The organism is Vibrio pacinii DSM 19139 (assembly GCF_000711795.1).
GTDB lineage: Bacteria > Pseudomonadota > Gammaproteobacteria > Enterobacterales > Vibrionaceae > Vibrio > Vibrio pacinii.
This window is the reverse complement of record NZ_JONH01000002.1, coordinates 1-16,407: the sequence shown is the minus strand read 5'-3', so window position 1 is coordinate 16,407 and position 16,407 is coordinate 1. Positions and strand designations below refer to the sequence as shown.

At 40.9% G+C, this 16,407-nt stretch carries 17 protein-coding genes and 1 other RNA gene; 15 read left to right on the top strand and 3 right to left on the bottom strand.

Going from position 1 to position 16,407, the window contains the following annotated elements; translation table 11 throughout:
• The 3 genes from infC (at window position 1) to rplT (ending at window position 1,258) form a co-directional block, all read left to right on the top strand.
• Window positions 1–552, top strand: coding sequence for a translation initiation factor IF-3 (gene infC / locus BS19_RS02325; RefSeq protein WP_084185927.1), 552 nt, complete (start codon window positions 1–3; stop codon window positions 550–552).
• Window positions 553–668: 116 nt separating this feature from the next.
• Complete coding sequence (gene rpmI / locus BS19_RS02320) at window positions 669–863, top strand: 50S ribosomal protein L35 (RefSeq protein WP_038173098.1); 195 nt, start codon at window positions 669–671, stop codon at window positions 861–863.
• A gap of 41 nt (window positions 864–904) precedes the next feature.
• A complete protein-coding gene (rplT, locus tag BS19_RS02315; protein WP_009602381.1) occupies window positions 905–1,258 on the top strand; it encodes a 50S ribosomal protein L20 in 354 nt (117 codons plus the stop codon).
• A gap of 61 nt (window positions 1,259–1,319) precedes the next feature.
• On the opposite strand, the gene BS19_RS02310 is transcribed toward rplT, so the two are convergent.
• A complete protein-coding gene (locus BS19_RS02310; protein WP_038173097.1) occupies window positions 1,320–2,282 on the bottom strand; it encodes an integron integrase in 963 nt (320 codons plus the stop codon).
• A gap of 250 nt (window positions 2,283–2,532) precedes the next feature.
• Here BS19_RS02310 and BS19_RS02305 point away from each other — a divergent pair, with 250 nt between their 5' ends.
• The 3 genes from BS19_RS02305 (at window position 2,533) to BS19_RS19595 (ending at window position 4,989) form a co-directional block, all read left to right on the top strand.
• The gene (locus tag BS19_RS02305) at window positions 2,533–3,363 is read left to right on the top strand and encodes a hypothetical protein (protein WP_038173096.1); all 831 of its coding nucleotides are present in this window, start codon (window positions 2,533–2,535) and stop codon (window positions 3,361–3,363) included.
• A gap of 658 nt (window positions 3,364–4,021) precedes the next feature.
• Window positions 4,022–4,201 carry a hypothetical protein gene (locus BS19_RS02300; RefSeq protein WP_038173095.1) on the top strand — a complete coding sequence of 60 codons (180 nt, stop codon included), beginning with the start codon at window positions 4,022–4,024 and terminating at the stop codon, window positions 4,199–4,201.
• Window positions 4,201–4,989, top strand: a complete 789-nt coding sequence (locus BS19_RS19595) for a hypothetical protein (protein ID WP_051686475.1) — start codon at window positions 4,201–4,203, stop codon at window positions 4,987–4,989. The genes BS19_RS02300 and BS19_RS19595 overlap by 1 nt, the downstream gene beginning before the upstream one ends.
• Before the next feature lie 138 nt (window positions 4,990–5,127).
• Here the strand turns inward: BS19_RS19595 and BS19_RS02290 are convergent, their stop codons facing one another.
• Together BS19_RS02290 and BS19_RS02285 are read right to left on the bottom strand one after the other, a co-directional pair.
• A complete protein-coding gene (locus tag BS19_RS02290) occupies window positions 5,128–5,427 on the bottom strand; it encodes a type II toxin-antitoxin system RelE/ParE family toxin (protein WP_038173094.1) in 300 nt (99 codons plus the stop codon).
• Between the two features lie 8 nt (window positions 5,428–5,435).
• Window positions 5,436–5,678, bottom strand: coding sequence for a type II toxin-antitoxin system Phd/YefM family antitoxin (locus BS19_RS02285; protein WP_038173093.1), 243 nt, complete (start codon window positions 5,676–5,678; stop codon window positions 5,436–5,438).
• Window positions 5,679–5,926: 248 nt separating this feature from the next.
• On the opposite strand from BS19_RS02285, the gene BS19_RS02280 reads away from it, so the two are divergent.
• The 9 genes from BS19_RS02280 to BS19_RS02230 all read left to right on the top strand — a co-directional run bounded on the left by BS19_RS02280 (window position 5,927) and on the right by BS19_RS02230 (window position 14,788).
• Window positions 5,927–6,286 carry a VOC family protein gene (locus tag BS19_RS02280; RefSeq protein ID WP_038173092.1) on the top strand — a complete coding sequence of 120 codons (360 nt, stop codon included), beginning with the start codon at window positions 5,927–5,929 and terminating at the stop codon, window positions 6,284–6,286.
• Window positions 6,287–6,880: 594 nt separating this feature from the next.
• Window positions 6,881–7,534, top strand: coding sequence for a hypothetical protein (locus BS19_RS02275; RefSeq protein WP_038173091.1), 654 nt, complete (start codon window positions 6,881–6,883; stop codon window positions 7,532–7,534).
• A gap of 146 nt (window positions 7,535–7,680) precedes the next feature.
• Window positions 7,681–7,741, top strand: an RNA gene (locus BS19_RS19720) — hammerhead ribozyme type II.
• Window positions 7,742–8,159: 418 nt separating this feature from the next.
• Window positions 8,160–8,813: a GIY-YIG nuclease family protein gene (locus BS19_RS02265; RefSeq protein WP_038173087.1), complete on the top strand. Its 654-nt coding sequence runs from the start codon at window positions 8,160–8,162 to the stop codon at window positions 8,811–8,813.
• Window positions 8,814–9,089: 276 nt separating this feature from the next.
• Window positions 9,090–9,413, top strand: coding sequence for a hypothetical protein (locus BS19_RS20350; protein WP_169738999.1), 324 nt, complete (start codon window positions 9,090–9,092; stop codon window positions 9,411–9,413).
• Between the two features lie 1,067 nt (window positions 9,414–10,480).
• The gene (locus tag BS19_RS19590) at window positions 10,481–10,978 is read left to right on the top strand and encodes a superinfection exclusion B family protein (RefSeq protein ID WP_051686474.1); all 498 of its coding nucleotides are present in this window, start codon (window positions 10,481–10,483) and stop codon (window positions 10,976–10,978) included.
• Between the two features lie 168 nt (window positions 10,979–11,146).
• Complete coding sequence (locus tag BS19_RS02245) at window positions 11,147–11,917, top strand: hypothetical protein (protein WP_038173085.1); 771 nt, start codon at window positions 11,147–11,149, stop codon at window positions 11,915–11,917.
• A gap of 1,160 nt (window positions 11,918–13,077) precedes the next feature.
• On the top strand, window positions 13,078–13,293 hold the full coding sequence (locus BS19_RS02235) for a TIGR02450 family Trp-rich protein (protein ID WP_038173084.1): 216 nt from the start codon (window positions 13,078–13,080) through the stop codon (window positions 13,291–13,293).
• A 793-nt stretch (window positions 13,294–14,086) separates the two neighbouring features.
• Window positions 14,087–14,788: an abortive infection system antitoxin AbiGi family protein gene (locus tag BS19_RS02230; RefSeq protein ID WP_051686473.1), complete on the top strand. Its 702-nt coding sequence runs from the start codon at window positions 14,087–14,089 to the stop codon at window positions 14,786–14,788.
• The last annotated feature ends 1,619 nt before the right edge of the window (window positions 14,789–16,407 follow it).

The following is a 16,407-nucleotide window of genomic DNA, read 5'->3' as shown; positions in this document are numbered from 1 at the left end:
ATTAAAGGCGGAAGACGCGGCCAACAGCCGGTAAAACAAAACCCGCACCGTTTAAACGGTGAAATTCGTGGCGTTCGTGAAGTTCGATTAACAGGCGCTGACGGTGAATCAGTTGGTGTTGTATCGATCCAAGAAGCGATCACAGCGGCTGAAGAAGCAGGCATGGATCTTGTAGAGATCAGTCCAAACGCTGAGCCGCCAGTCTGTCGAGTGATGGACTACGGCAAATTCCTCTTTGAAAAGAGCAAATCTGCTAAAGAGCAGAAGAAAAAGCAAAAACAGGTTCAGATTAAGGAAGTAAAATTCCGTCCTGGAACTGATATTGGAGACTATCAGGTAAAACTACGCAACCTGACGCGTTTCCTTGAAGAAGGCAACAAAGTGAAGGTAACAATTCGCTTCCGTGGCCGCGAAATGGCACACCAAGACATCGGTGTCGACGTTCTAAAACGCTTGAAAGAAGATACTGCAGAACTTGCTGTGGTTGAATCATTCCCAAGCCGTATTGAAGGTCGCCAGATGATCATGGTGTTAGCCCCTAAAAAGAAGTAATTAGTGGCTTGCAAGTAATTTAACCTCGCCGTTCTTTTTGTAAAGAGAAAGCGGTGGGGTTTGATTCGCCCTGATTACGTTGTTTATTAAACCTCTACAATGCGGAGTTATTCATCATGCCTAAGATGAAAACCAACAAAGGTGCTGCTAAGCGTTTTAAGAAAACTGCTGGTGGTATTAAGTTTAAGCACGCTACTAAACGTCACATTCTGACTAAGCGTACTACTAAGAACAAGCGTCAACTACGTCCAAATGCAATCCTTCCTCGTTGTGAAGTGGCTGCAGTTGCTCGTATGTTGCCATACGCTTAATTCTTTTTAGTTTATCAATCGTTTAGTTTAGGAGAAGCATAATGCCTCGCGTAAAACGTGGTGTACAAGCTCGTGCACGTCATAAGAAAGTTCTAAAACAAGCTAAAGGTTACTACGGAGCACGTTCACGTGTTTACCGCGTAGCTTTCCAAGCAGTTACCAAAGCTGGTCAATACGCTTACCGTGACCGTCGCAACAAGAAACGTCAATTCCGTCAACTATGGATTGCACGTATCAACGCGGCATCTCGTCAAAATGGTCTATCTTACAGCCGTTTCATTAACGGTCTTAAGAAAGCATCTATCGAGATCGACCGTAAGATCCTTGCTGACATCGCGGTATTCGACAAAGCTGCATTTGCAGTTCTAGTTGAAAAAGCGAAAACTGCTCTTTAAATAGCAGTTTAGGATTAAGGAAAGGAGAGCTTAGGCTCTCCTTTTTTATGCCTAAAATTTATTATAAGTTCGACAGTGGGCTAAGCACTCCACTGGCGCCTCTATCAATCACATGTGTGTAAATTTGCGTTGTTCGAACATCACTGTGACCTAACTGCTCCTGTACTGTCCTGATATCTGCCCCAGACTCTAGAAGATGCGTAGCAAAGCTGTGTCTGAGTGTATGACACGTCACGTGTTTATTGATGTTCGCTTCTTTGGCGGCGCGTTTGACTGCTCGCTGCAGTGCTATCTCATTAATATGGTGACGGCGAAGTAAGCTAGATTCAGGATCGACAGACAGTTTAGCTGATGGAAATAGGTAGTGCCAGTTGAACTCAAGCTCGCATCCCTGGTACTTACGCTGCAGTGATTCATTAAGCCAAACACCAGCATAACCGGATGTGTTGATATCTTTCTTATAGTAGCGAAGTGCCATCTCTTGTTGTTCCTTTAGCAAGGGAATGAGCTCTTTGGCTAAGGTCACTGTTCTGTTTTTCCCACCTTTACCTTGCCAAATTCTAATCGCGTAGTAGTGGTAATCGATATCATGCACTCTTAATCGAACCGCTTCCATGACCCGCAATCCGGAACCATACAACAGCATAATATGCAGTTTGTACTTTGGATCAATGTGAGTAACAAAGCGCCGCATTTCATCTTTGGTCAGAACAACAGGTAGTTTGCGGTCTAACAACGATTTCTGGAATTTCATTTCGTTGTTCAAAGGCGTACGTAAATACTCTCGATATAGAAAATTCACCGCATTAAGAGCCAGAGCTTGTGTCTTAGCCGCGACTTTATCATGAATGGCTAGGTGAGTAAGAAAGGCCTCAACGTTGTCCTCATTTAACTTAGAGGGATGCTGATTGTCATTGAAGCTGATAAAGCGAACTATCCAACTAATATAAGCATCGATCGTTTTACTCGCATAATGGCGAACCCGCATGTGTTCCTTTACACTCAAAATAAACTGATTTTTCATCATTTTCTCTATGTAATTTATACTGTATAAATTAACAGTTAAATGATTGAGCGTTAATTTCAAGAATTAGTCGACACTTTGCAATCTAATTGTGGGCTGCCAGTCATGAACTCATCCGCTATACGTAAGTGTTTCATATGCTTATGTGATAACATTAAAATTGTGCAATACAACAAAGAGAACGGTTCTAATCGGGATCGAGCTACTTGGAGTTGTATAGATAGCGTTAGCTTTTTCAAGGGAGTAATCAGTGGCTAATAAAGTTCATAAGTTTTGGTTCAAAGTAAGAAGGCGCTTTTATAAACAGCCTGTAGCTGAAAGAATGTATTACTTTGGGTTGTCCCTTTTGATGATTACTTTCTTCGCAATGGCATCTACTCAAAAAATGGGACTTAACATTGGTGCATTGAAGTACACTTTAGGTGTAAGTGTCGTTTGCATTATTTGTGGCTTTCTAACCGATTTATACGCTTTAGGTAAGACACTTTACAAATACATTATTTTCAGGTGGTTATTTGCGCTAAGTTTCTCGGCATTGGTGGTTACTGCAAATGTATTGGCAAAAAAGGACATATACGTAATTACGGGATTTAACTTAATTGAGCTTACGGAAGCTCAATTGCTTATCGCTATCGTGAATATTCCTTTCTTGTTGGTGACGACTTTAACCTTAATCGCAATGGCTATGTCACTGATTTCGATGACAGGGCAGTTGTTAATAGGGTTGCTTCGCAGTCTCAATCGCTATCCTTTAAGCCGTATATTAATTGGGACTGCAAAGGTAGGCTTCCTATTGAAATTGGCTAAAATCCTTGGGTTTGATTCCGATAATCGCCCTATGGCTGCAGTTATTTCTATGATCGTATTCGTTGCGTTTCTTGTGTCTCCACCTAGCTACAAGCAGATTACTCTTCAGTCTGTTAAAGCAGAAATTATTGCATGGTCATCATTTTACAATGGCAAAGATTGTAAAAATCTAGAACTATGGCAAGGGTACCTTGTACATAATAATAAAACGATAGTACTGACCTACTTAAATGATAAACCATCGTTTGACTTAGGTACTTGTGAAAAAAGCTAACAAACAATTTAAGCTGATTCACAACGCTCGGCGCTTTCGGTTTCAGTTAGTTTGGTGATTAAGGTGAAGTGTTTTAGTTGGGTGGCAGCGTTGCTCACAACTTAATTGGGCGTTAGTTGCCAACGATAAAACGCAGCTAAATCAGAAAACTTAGGGATAATGAATTGTGCAATTTTGCTCGGTTTTGTTTCTGGGTATCGTTTGCTGAAATTGTGTTCGATTTTAATCTTGTGGTTTTGTTTTGCCGTTTCAGACGCTAATTCACTTGTTGAAAGTCAGCTTTGTGACATTGCCTTTCCAAAAGGTTTTTTTTGGGTGCTTTCAGCCAGCTTTCTACGGCGTTGCTAGTTCCAAGTGGTTTCAGTGACAGGCGCTTTGAAACTGCGCCTGATTTGAGTTTTTTAACGCGCTCAAAAACGGTGTTGGCAAAGTGGAAATGAATAGAAAATCAGAGGGTTAGAATGGCAACTAACAAGGCGTTTAAGGCAGATTCGCAACGCTAGGCATTTTCGTTTTGCTTTGAATTTAGTGTTTACGGCACAATGATTTAGGTTAAGTGGTAATGTTGCTCACTACTTAACGCAGCGTTAGCAGTATGAAAGTGTCGAGATTTCGGGAAGTGTGTTAAAATGAGCAATAAATGTAAAGGAGATTGTGTATGAACTATCCGAATAGTGCTCAAGCACCTGAAAAGGAAAATAAAGACAAAAAGAAGAGTATGGGACTTAAGGTTGGCATTGATAGCAACGGTCGTCCGTATTTTGACTTATCAGATAGAGAAACTGCGAGAAAGTTCATTGCACAGGCAGATGCGTTTAGAGGTATTAAAATCACATAATGGGCGTTGTTTACATTGCATTTATACTGGCAACAGGTTTCATTTTTTCTCAGTTACATTACCCACTTAAATACCGAATCAATAGAGCCGAAGGATGGGTTGCATATTTCTTAACTGCGACGGTAGGCTTCTTCTTTTTTGCTGTATTATTCCCGTTTTTGTTATGGTTTGACATGCAAGACTATGGAGTTGAGGTTACAAAGTTTTTTGATGTTAAATGGCGTCACATCAAAGAGTGGGGATTTGAGGTTAATCAGCTAAAGCTGCTTTGTTGGTCTTTACTATCACTAGCACTTTCTGTTTTTCTTGGTTGCACATCAAAGTTAATTCACATTGCTTTTCCCAGTTTAGTTTCTTGGCATACCAAGAGACTACTAAAGTCAGACGCGCTGGATAGTGTTATCTATGAAAATATCTTAAAAAACAAGAAGAAAAAGATTGGTGAAAATCTTTCATATCTGTCTATTAATTTGAAATCTAGAAAGGTTTATGTTGGCGTTTGTAATTCGGTTTCATTTGAGCACGGGCATATTTCTATCATTCGGCTGACTCCTGTTTTAAGTGGTTATAGAGATGCAGATAATCTGAAGCTAAATTTCACTACAAACTACTTTGATCATTATGAGCAAAATGAAGACATTAGTTCTGCACCAGAAAAAGTACTAGAGAAATTTAATATCACTTTATTCAAAGATGAAATTGAATCAATAAGTCTTTTCGATCCCACATACTATAGTATGTTCAACCAACCTAAGAAATCGAAAGTTTCAAGCCTAAAATACTGCTAACAAAGCATTTAAGAGTGATTCCTTACGCTTGGCATTTTCGCTTCGCTCAAGTATAGCCAAGCGTGCGTCACACCTTAATGCGGCGTTAGTTTACCAATCAGGTTCAGCACCCTAACTGTAATTGCTAGGGTGTGGATATTATTTCAAATGATTCTGGGGCAACTGCGATTGACTAAGAACGGCAACGATCAGAATAAAGCCATCTTCTTTGGTAAAGTAGGCAGTGTGCTTGCCAACAGGGAAGTAGAAGCCGCTTGGGTATAACTCATCACAGCTTCTGCCAACTGCTGGATTGTCAGCAAGCATTTGAAAAGCAGTTAGTAGGTTGTCTCTGTAGCGATTCCATTGTGATTCGGAAAAGTTTGCAACGGTGTAGCTTTTAATTTTGCGCAAATGGCTTTGCGCCAATTTACTTAGCTTATATTTGTTCGTTTGCATACTTTAGGTTACAGGCTCTTCAAGAATGTTTCGCCATCAACTACATTACCCTGCGAGAGATCTTGTTTTGCAGCCTCAAAGCAATGTTTAATGTAACCAGCTTTCATTGCTTCAAGCTCTTCGTAATCTTGAATGGACATTACAACGACAGCATCTTTACTGTTTTTGCTGATCTTAACTGGCTCTCGTTGAGCACTTAGAAGTAGTTCGCCAAAATTACGTTTAGCGTCGTTTGCTGTTAATGTATGCATGTTAAAGCTCCAAACTTGGTTACTAGTAAGAGTATAATTTATTGTGCGAAATGTTCAATTTAATTAAATCGTGCTATTTGAGCAAAAGTTAAACTAACAAGAAATTTAAGAGTGATTCACAACGCTTGGCGCCCTCACTTCAAGTAAGTTTAGTGTTTATGGCACAATGGTTTAGGTAAGGTGCTTACGTTGTTCACACCTTAATTTGGCGTTATACGCTTTTCGGTAAAATGAGAAAGGGGCAGGAAATGAATCAGCATGAAAAGCTAAATTATGTTGAATTTGGCGCAAAGGATTTGGAATCAACAAAATCATTCTTCTCTTTAGTTTTTGGTTGGGATTTCGTTGATTATGGTCCTGAATATACAGCATTTTCCAATCAGGGTTTAGGCGGTGGTTTCTTTAAATCAGACTCTTGCAGCCAGACACAGACTGGTGGTGCTCTTTTGGTCTTCTACAGTGCGGATATAGAATCTACATTGGATAAAGTTGTTCAAAGTGGCGGTGAAATCGTTCGTCCTATATTTGAATTTCCCGGTGGCTGTCGTTTTCACTTTATCGAGCCAAGCGGTAATGAGTTCGCAGTTTGGTCGGAAGTACGCGTATAACAAAGCGTTTAAGGGTGATTCCAAACGCTTGCCGGTTTCGCTTCGCTCACAGTATGGCAAGCGCTTGTCACACCTTAACGCAGCGTTAACTGACTGCGTGCTAGAATTAACTATTCAAAAACAGTTGTTTATGTTACATTGTGAAGAGTTTACTTAGGTCAGCTATCGCTGGGGTCTCCATCGGTTCTGTTGTAATTGGTCCACTAGTCGCTGTTGTTTGTTTATTATTGGCTATAACACTCGTGTTTTTCCTATCAACTTCAACTTCAAAGGTGACTACAATGAAAAAAGCCAACACTACAACCGGCTCACTAAATTCTCATCTATCTTCCGCCCTAATCGGTATTTCAGGCGGCGTAGTGGCCAACACAATGACCGGGTTGACCTAAGTAAACTCCCATCCTCTGTAAGCTTCTACCAAGAATAAGTTTCCGCCAAAGTCAGTTAACAAGCAATTTAAGAGGGATTCACAACGCTTGGCATTTTTGCTTCTACTTCAAATTTAGTGTTTATGGCACAATGCTTTAGGTTTGGGTGGAGGCGTTGTTCACCCCTTAATTGGGCGTTAGCCTACCTATTGGAGTTTAGATAATAATGTTAGAAGTAATAACCCTATTGGGTAAGACGATAGCTGTTATTTCAGCTTGTTGGGCTATTGTCTCAGGCGTTGGGGCGTGGAAAAGAGAGTTTATTGGAAAGCGAAGGATCGAGCTTGCTGAAGAAACCTTGGCTGCATTTTTTGAAATTAAGGATGCAATTGCGTTTATTCGTAGTCCATTCGCATCTGTTGGTGAAGGTGAAAGCCGTGTCGTCGGTGAACGAGAAAAACCTGAAGAAGCAGAACTTCTTAATCGAGGGCATATTGTTTTTGAGCGCTATGAAAAGAAGCGAGAAGTCTTCATTAAATTTGAAACTTTAAAGTATAAATTCATGGCGACTTACGGTGAAGATAGTGAAGCGATATTTAAAGATACGAATAAAACTGTAAACAGTATCTTTAGTTCGGCTCGCCTTTTAGCCACTCGGTATTGGCAGCGCCAAGGCAGGGTTCAAATGTCAGAAGATGAATTCGAGAAACATTTAGAAGGCATGCAAAAGCACGAGGATGTCTTCTGGGACACTTGGGAAGAAGATGATGTAATTAGAAAGCAGTTACAATCAATACAGAATCGGCTTGACGGTATTGTTGCATCGACATTTGAAGAGCCAATGCCGACTTATAAACTTCTAACTAAGAAGCTGTGGTAACGTTAGGCTAACAAAGCATTTAAGAGTGATTCGCAACGCTTGGCAGTTTCGCTTCGCTCAAGTATAGCCAAACGCAGCTCACACCTTAATGCGGCGTTATATTTCTTTTCAGTTCAGTACGTTATAATATCAAAACTCCAGTCGAAAGCCGAAACGTGAATACGTCTCTCAGTGGTGGTCTCCTGAGACTGATGATGGCAGCCTCGATTTACTTTGCGTCAAATCCACCTGTTTTTGTGGTGCAGTTTCTCTTAGTGGAAATTGTGGGGTTTTTAACTAGTCAGACTAAGGAGGGAGAGCTTATGGGTATGAAAATTATCAACAAAATGAGTAGTAAATTTAAGCAACTTTCAAAATGTGTTGCCATGTTTTGGGAGAACCACCGCTCTTTTAAGTTTAACTTACTGATGATCTGGTGAGACTCCAGTGAAAAGAGCAAATGAGTAGGTGCGGATAGCCCAAATTACCTATAGCGCACTGAAATATAACAATCAATTTAAGAGGGATTCACAACGCTTGGCATTTTTGCTTCTACTTTAAATTTAGTGTTTATGGCACAATGGTTTAGGTTGAGTGGTAGCGTTGTTCACCCCTTAATTGGGCGTTAGCACTATTAGGAGTAACGTTGAACGTTCAGAATATCAAAAAGAATCAGAATGGTAAGTTTGTCGCTGATGTTTACTATGACAGTGGAGAATACTATTTCACGACTCAAGAATTTGAGACTTATGAGCTTGCCGAAAACTGGATTTCAACTTGGTCAGATTGGGCTAATCAGGTGTGCCTTGGCACGATTGATAGTATTTACTACATAATTCAAGTCCCTGATACATGGGCTGGACCATATGAAAATGCCCATCCATTCCAAGGGCTGTTCGTCAAAATCGGGCGCTCAAAAAATGTATTGACGCGATTGAGAAACTTACAAACCGGTACTTTTGGTCAGTTGGTAATTGGTGCGCTTGAACCTGGTGGCTCCAAGCGAGAAGCTGAATTACATAAAAAGTTTGCAAGGTTACGACGCCAAGGTGAATGGTTCTCTTGTAACCAAGAGCTATGTGATCATATTTTTAATACTTGGTATCGAAACAAAATGTTACCACCTGAGCACCAGCACGAAATGCTTAGGTTGGCGGAGCGTATTAACGCATATAAGCACGTTAAGAAGTTACTCGGCAAAACTCCTGACACGATTAATCCATCACTTGATGAGGATTGGCATGGGGTAACGTTTGTAGATTTGGTGTATAGCTCATTGGCAAAACCAAGCAAGAAATAGTGTTAACAATCAATTTAAGAGGGATTCTCAACGCTTAGCATTTTTGCTTCTACTTCAAATTTAGTGTTATGGCACAATGCTTTAGGTTTGGGTGGCGGCGTTGTTCACCCCTTAATTGGGCGTTAGTTGCCAGCGGAAAAAATGCAGCTAAAGCAGAAAGTTTAAGGCAACTGAATTGTGTAACGTTGTTCAGTTTTGTGCTTTGGTGTAGTTTGCTGAAGTTTTGTGCGATTTAAATGTTGTGGTTTCGTTTTGCCGTTTCAGGCGCTAATTAACTTGTTGAAAGTCAGCTTTGTGACATTACCTTTCCAAAAGGTCTTTTTGGTGCTTTTTAGCCAGCTTTCTGCGGCGTTGCAAGTTCCAAGTGGTTTCAGTGATAGGCGCTTTGAAACTGCGCCTGATTTGAGTTTTCAAAGCGCTCAAAAACGGAGTTGGCAAAGTGGAAATGGATTCGAAATCAAAGGTTTAGAATGGCAACTAACAAGGCGTTTAAGGCAGATTCGCAACGCTAGGCATTTTCAGTTTGCTTTGAATTTAGTGTTTACGGCACAATGGTTTAGGTTAGGTGGTAATGTTGCTCACTACTTAACGCGGCGTTAGTTGCCAGCGGAAAAAACGTAGCTAAAGCAGAAAATTTAGGGCTAATGAACTGTGCAATTGTGCTCGGTTTTGTATGTGGGTGTGGTTTGCTGAAGTTGTGTTCGATTTTTAATGTTGTGGTTTTGTTTTGCCGTTTCAGACGCGAATGCACTCGTTGAAAGTGAGCTTTGTGACATTACCTTTCCAAAAGGTTTATTTGGTGCTTTCAGCCAGCTTTCTACGGCGTTGCTAGTTCCAAGTGGTTTCAGTGACAGGCGCTTTAAAACTGCGCCTGACTTAAGTTTTTCAACACGCTCAATAACGGTGTTGGCAAAGTAGAAATGGACAGGAAATCAATGATTTAGAATGGCAACTAACAAGGCGTTTAAGGCAGATTCGCAACGCTAGGCATTTTTGGTTTTCTTTGAATTTAGTGTTTATGGCACAATGGCTTAGGTCAGGTGGTGATGTTGCTCACTACTTAACGCGGCGTTATGTTTACTTTTTATTTCAGTGGCTTAAAGCTTCTTCGATCTATTTTCTTTGTCCCTTGGGCAGTTCGTTCGAGTACTTCAGCAAATCCGCATTGTCGGTCTAAGTTCATGAATCACTCAGCCCGTAAAACATGCCAATATTCGTGGGTTGCTTCATTTGCAAATCGGGTCGGTTGGTTTTAGGTTTCGCTGGCTTTAGAGCGCTTTTAGCGTATTTGCCAAGTAACAGTCGGCTTGGCAGTAGCCTCGGCAATTTGCCATTGTTCTGCGCTGTGGTTGGAAAGAGAGGGCGCTTGTTGAACCTTTGTCGGGTTGCCTCATTGGGCAGGGAAGTGGACTTACGCGCTTGGTGTTTCGTGCATCTGGCGGTCAAGTGAGTTTTGGCGTGTGATTAGGCTCAGAAAACACGGTCAATAATGCAGTTCTTTGCCAAATAAATCAGTCATTTGTGGTAAAACATAACAAACAATTCAAGCAGACCCTCAACGCTTAGCACTTTTGGTTTGCGTTAAATTTTGTGTTTAGGGCGCAATGCGGAAGGTTAGTCAGTGCGTTTCGGGCTACTTAATTGGGCGTTAGGCATTTGGAGGTACTATGTTTGATCCTAAGCAGATATTTGACTGGGTAAAGTTGTCAGGCAAGCAGGCATTTATACTAAGCGTTATTACAAGTATTTTACTGTTTGCTAGTGACGAAATTCTTGGAAAGCTAGGTGTTTCAGAAGCAATTAACTCGTTGCAAATTTGGATTGGCTTGGTGTGGTTAGTTTCAGTTGCAACTCTAGCGGCAGAGATTGTCTTTCCTATTTATGGTTTCATATCAAAGCACGCCACTTGGTATTTTAATCTCAAGGGTTACCAGAAAAGGCTTCATCAACTCACCGTAGGCGAGAAACAAGTCTTATCACAGTATATTCGTGGAAATACACGCACGATTTCTTTGAATTATTCGGATGGCATTGCCAATGAACTTGAGTCAGCAATGATAATACGGAGAGCCTCTAACTTGGCACATTACCACGATGTTTTCCCTTTTAATATTCAGCCTTGGGCATGGGACTATTTATCAAAGCATCCCGAGCTACTTAACTAAAATGCCTAACAAACAATTCAAGCAGACCCTCAACGCTCAGCTCTTTTGGTTTGCGTCGGGTTTTGTGTTACCGAGGAATGCGGAAAGTGAGCCAGGGCGTTTCGGGCTACTTAATTGGGCGTTATACAGTTTAATCGAACATTAGTTAATAAATAGAGAGAAAGTTTGATGTTTAATAGTGATGGGATCGAGAATCCGATGAATGACTTTAACTACCATGTTCCTTTAGAGCGAGCATCGAATGATGAATTCATATGGATGACAAAAAATTTACAAGCGAACTTCTACAAGCTATTTTCCTGCACATTGAATGTGGTCCAAATACAGAATGACTACGCTGAAGAGAGTTCTAAACCAAACACATTGAATACCCAGATGTTTACTACTAACTCGGTCGAGTATTTTTTTATAAAAGTAAATACAATTTTTGAACTTTGCTATCAGATATATGATTATTTGGATGATAATCCGGATAAAAAGAAGAAGTTCACGAGGTTGGATGATGGCTTTAAAAAGTACACTGAGGAAACAGAATCAAGTTTGAATTACTTATGGTACAAAGAAATTAATGAAGTTAGAAATCGTATCATTCACGGTGGATATAGCATTAAGACATTCAGAGAAAATAATCGTTTTCTTTTTCAAGCTTATGACTTGAACTTAAATGAGAGAATACGACAAGATCATGGATACTTCAAAAGAGAAAGCAACTTGATTTATATTGACCACTATATGGCTTTTTTTACTAGAGTCATGCATTGGTATATTAAGGAGTTCTTATCTTTTGTATTGCATAGTTTAGGTGTTGAAGTTGACGACAATAAACTAGACCCATTTCAAAAGATGATGAAGGGTAGTGGGTCAAGTCGAGTTTGGCATATTAGTAGCCATGAAGTTTTAGAAGAACTGTTGAAAGAAATTAAAGTAGAAACTGTATAACAAAGCATTTAAGAGTGATTCCCAACGCATGGCATTTTTCATTCCATCGTTGGGTTTCGTGTTTACTGTGGTAAGGTTAGGTTTTGTGGTAGCGTTGCTCACACCTTAATGCGGCGTTAGTTGCCAGTGGAAAAAACGCAGCTAAAGCAGAAAAATTAAGGCTAATGAATTGTGCAATTGTGCTCAGTTTTGTATCTGAGTGTGGTTTGCTGAAGTTGTGATCGATTTTTAATGTTGTGGTTTTGTTTTGCCGTTTCAGACGCTAATTTACTCGTTGAAAGTCAGCTTTGTGGCATTGCCTTTCCAAAAGGTCTTTTTGGGGGCTTTCAGCCAGCTTTCTGCGGCGTTGCTAGTTCCAAGTGGTTTCAGTGACAGTCGCTTTGAAACTGCGCCTGATTTGAGTTTTTAAAACGCTCAAGAACGGTGTTGGCAAAGTGGTAATGGATTGGAAATCAAAGGTTTAGAATGGCAACTAACAAGGCGTTTAAGGCAGATTCGCAACGCTTGGCAATTTTGGTTTGAATCGGCTTTAGTGTTTACGGCACAATGGTTTAGGTTAGGTGGTAGCGTTGCTCACTACTTAACGCGGCGTTAGTTGCCAGTGAGAAAAACGCAGCTAAAGCAGAAAATTTCGGGCTAATGAATAATGCAATTTTGCTCGGTTTTGTGCTTTGGTGTAGCTTGCTAGAATTGCGTTCGATTTTGAATGTTGTGGTTTTGTTTTGCCGTTTCAGACGCTAATTCACTTGTTGAAAGTCAGCTTTGTGACATTGCCTTTCCAAAAGGTATTTTTGGTGCTTTCAGTCAGCATTCTACGGCGTTGTAAGTTCCAAGTGGTTTCAGTGACAGGCGCTTTGAAGCGGCGCCTGATTTGAGTTTTTCAAAGCGCGTCAAAAGCGGTGTTGGCAAAGTGGAAATGAACTGGAAATCATAGGTTTAGAATGGCAACTAACAAGGCGTTTAAGGCAGATTCGCAACGCTTAGCATTTTCGGTTTGCTTTGAAATTAGTGTTTACGGCACAATGGTTTAGGTCAGGTGGCAGTGTTGCTCACTACTTAACGCGGCGTTAGGTGTTTTTTCTTAGAAATCATAGATTAGTGAACTCGCTTAATTGTCACATCGTAAAAATCGGGCAAAGTCAGAGTTTTATGGAGTAACTATGAATAGAATTAACCCTGCTAAGTTGTACAACAGTAAGTGGACAGCGGTGAGCCCTCTCAACCGAGAAAAGCACTTCCTTGTGTCAGAGGTAGAGTTTGATGAAGATGGTTCAGTTTTGGTGTGTAAAGTTGAAGCGGTGCTCTCAAATAATGAGTACTCAATTAACTGGGTAGAGCTTAAAGATCAAAGTAAATGGCTCCAAGGCTGGAAATGATGAACTCTCGGGCTACACACCTAACAAGCAATTCAAGCAGACCCTCAACGCTCGGCGATTTTGGTTTGCATCGGGTTTTGCGTTGCCGAGCAATGCGGAAAGCGAGCCAGTGCGTTTCGGGCTACTTAATTGGGCGTTATGTTTACTTGTATTTCAGTGGCTTAAAGCTTCTTCGATCTATGTTCTTTGCCCCTTTGGCAGGTCGTTCGAACTGTCTCAGCAAATCCGCATTGTCGGCCTAAATTCGTGAATCTCTCAGCCCGTAAAATATGCCAATGTTCGTGGGTTGCTTCATTGTCAGGTCGTGGCGATTGGCTTCGGGTTTAACTGGATCAAAGTCGCTTCTAGGTCCTTAGCCAATTAGCATTTCGGTTTGGCAGTTGCCTCGGCAATTCAATATTGTTTTGCGCTTTTGTTGGAAAGAAAGGGCACTTGTTGGAGCTTAGTCGGGTTGCCTCATTGGGCAGGGAAGTGGAATTATTCGTTTCTGGTTGGTCGCCTTTGGTGGCCAAGTCGGTTCTTACCTTGTGGTTTAGTTCAGAAAACTAGTCAGAAATGGCAGTTCTTTCTCAAGTAAATCATGTGTTTGTGGTAAAACATAACAAGCAATTTAAGAGGGATTCACAACGCTCGGCATTTTTGCTTCTACTTCAAATTTAGTGTTTATGGCACAATGCTTTAGGTTTGGGAGAAGGCGTTGTTCACCCCTTAATTGGGCGTTAGCATTTTTGGAGGTCGTTTGAACCCAAAATCACATACTTTATTTCATTTTACATCTAGTTTAGATAGCCTCATGAAAATTATTCAAGTTGGCTTTTGGCCAAGATATTGCCTAGAAGATTTCCGGTGGTACAACCCACAGCTTGAAAACGTTGCTTACCCGATGGTTTGCTTTTGCGATATTCCGCTTACAAGAATTATCGAACATACGAGTTTCTATGGACGCTTCGGAATAGGTATGAAGCGAGAATGGGCTATACAATCGGGGTTAAACCCAGTGATGTACTTGACCGAACAGTCTCCGTTAAAGGGAAAGGTACTTAATTTAGCTCGATTAAGTCAACCAGGTGAACCAAAGTTCGTCGATGAAAGTGCTAAAGCTACTCATATTGACTCATTACTTAATTTAATATCTATGATTAAACCTTTAGATGGTTATATGGAAATTGGTTCACCACCTTATCTAACGGCGAAGGACTTCTATCTTGAAAATGAGTGGCGTTTTGTGCCGCGCTTATCTGAAGGGCGAATCTGCATACCATCACAGAAATTTCGAAGTGAAAGGGATGAATATAATAGCTACACATATGAAAATTGCCTCTTAAAATTTACGTTAGATGACATAGAGTATATCTTTGTTGAAGATGATCGTGCGATACAGTCGATATTAGATTTTCTAAATTCGATGGCTGCGTCTGGTAAGTATTTACCGTCACAAATGGATGTTTTAAAAACAAAATTGTTTACGCTCTCTAAACTATCGCGAGATTTTTAGTACAATGCTAACAAAGCATTTAAGATGGATTCTCAACGCTAGGCAATTTCAGTCTAGGTCGGCTTCAGTGCTGAATGTGGCAAGGTTTAAGGTTGGGTGGTCGCGTTGTTCACCACTTAATGCAGCGTTAGTTGCCAGCGGTAAAAACGCAGCTAAATCAGAATATTTAGGGCTAATGAATCGTGCAATTGTACTCGGTTTTGTGTCCGGGTGTGGTTTGCTGAAATTGTGTTCGATTTTGAATGTTGTGGTTTTGTTTTGCCGTTTCAGACGCGAATGTACTCGTTGAAAGTCAGCTTTGTGACATTGTCTTTCCAAAAGGTCTATTTGGTGCTTTTAGCTAGCTTTCTACGGCGTTGCTACTTCCAAGTGGTTTCAGTGACAAGTGCTTTGAAACTGCGCCTGATTTGAGTTTTTCAAAGCGCTCAAAAACGGTGTTGGCAAAGTGGAAATAAACTGGTAATCAAAGGTTTAGAATGGCAACTAACAAGGCGTTTAAGGCAGATTCGCAACGCTAGGCATTTTCGGTTTGCTTCGAATTTAGTGTTTACGGCACAATGGTTTAGGTTAAGTGGCAATGTTGCTCACTACTTAACGCAGCGTTAGTTGCCAGCGGTAAAAATGCGGCTAAAGCAGAAAGTTTCGGGCTAATGAATCGTGTGATTTTGCTCGGTTTTGTACTTTGGTGTAGCTTGCTAGAATTGCGTTCGATTTTTAACATTGTGGTTTTGTTTTGCCGTTTCAGACGCGAATGTACTCGTTGAAAGTCAGCTTTGTGACATTACCTTCCCAAAAGGTATTTTGGTGCTTTTTAGCCAGTTTTCTACGCCGTTGCTAGTTCCAAGTGGTTTCAGTGACAGGCGCTTTAAAACTGCGCCTGATTTGAGTTTTCAAAGCGCATCAAAAACGGTGTTGGCAAAGTGGTAATGAACTGAAAATCAAAGGTTTAGAATGGCAACTAACAAGGCGTTTAAGGCAGATTCGCAACGCTAGGCATTTTTGGTTTGCGTTGAATTTAGTGTTTACGGCACAATGGTTTAGGTTAGGTGGCAGTGTTGCTCACTACTTAACGCGGCGTTATGTTTACTTGTATTTCAGTGGCTTAAAGCTTCTTCGATCTATGTTCTTTGTCCCTTTAGCCATTCGTTCGAGTTACCTCAGCAAATCTACATTGTCGGCCTAAATTCTTGAATTTCTTAGCCCGTAAAACATGCCAATATTCGTGGGTTGCTTCATTTGCAGGTCGTGGTGGCTGGTTTTAAGTTTCACTGGCTTTAAGGCGCTTTCAGCGTATTTGCCAAGTAGCATGTCGGCTTGGCAGTTGCCTCGGCAATTTGCCATTGTTCTGCGCTGTGGTTGGAAAGAGAGGGCGCTTGTTGAACCTTTGTCGGGTTGCCTCATTGTGCAGGGAAGTGGACTTACGTGCTTTGTGTTTCGTGCCTTTGGCTGCCAAGTGAGTTTTGGCTTGTGATTCGGTTCTTGAAATGCGGTCAATAATGTAGTTCTTTGCCAAATAAATCAGTCATTTGTGGTAAAACATAACAAACAATTCAAGCAGACCCTCAACGCTTAGCACTTTTGGTTTGCGTTGAATTTCGTGTTTACGGCGTCATGCGGAA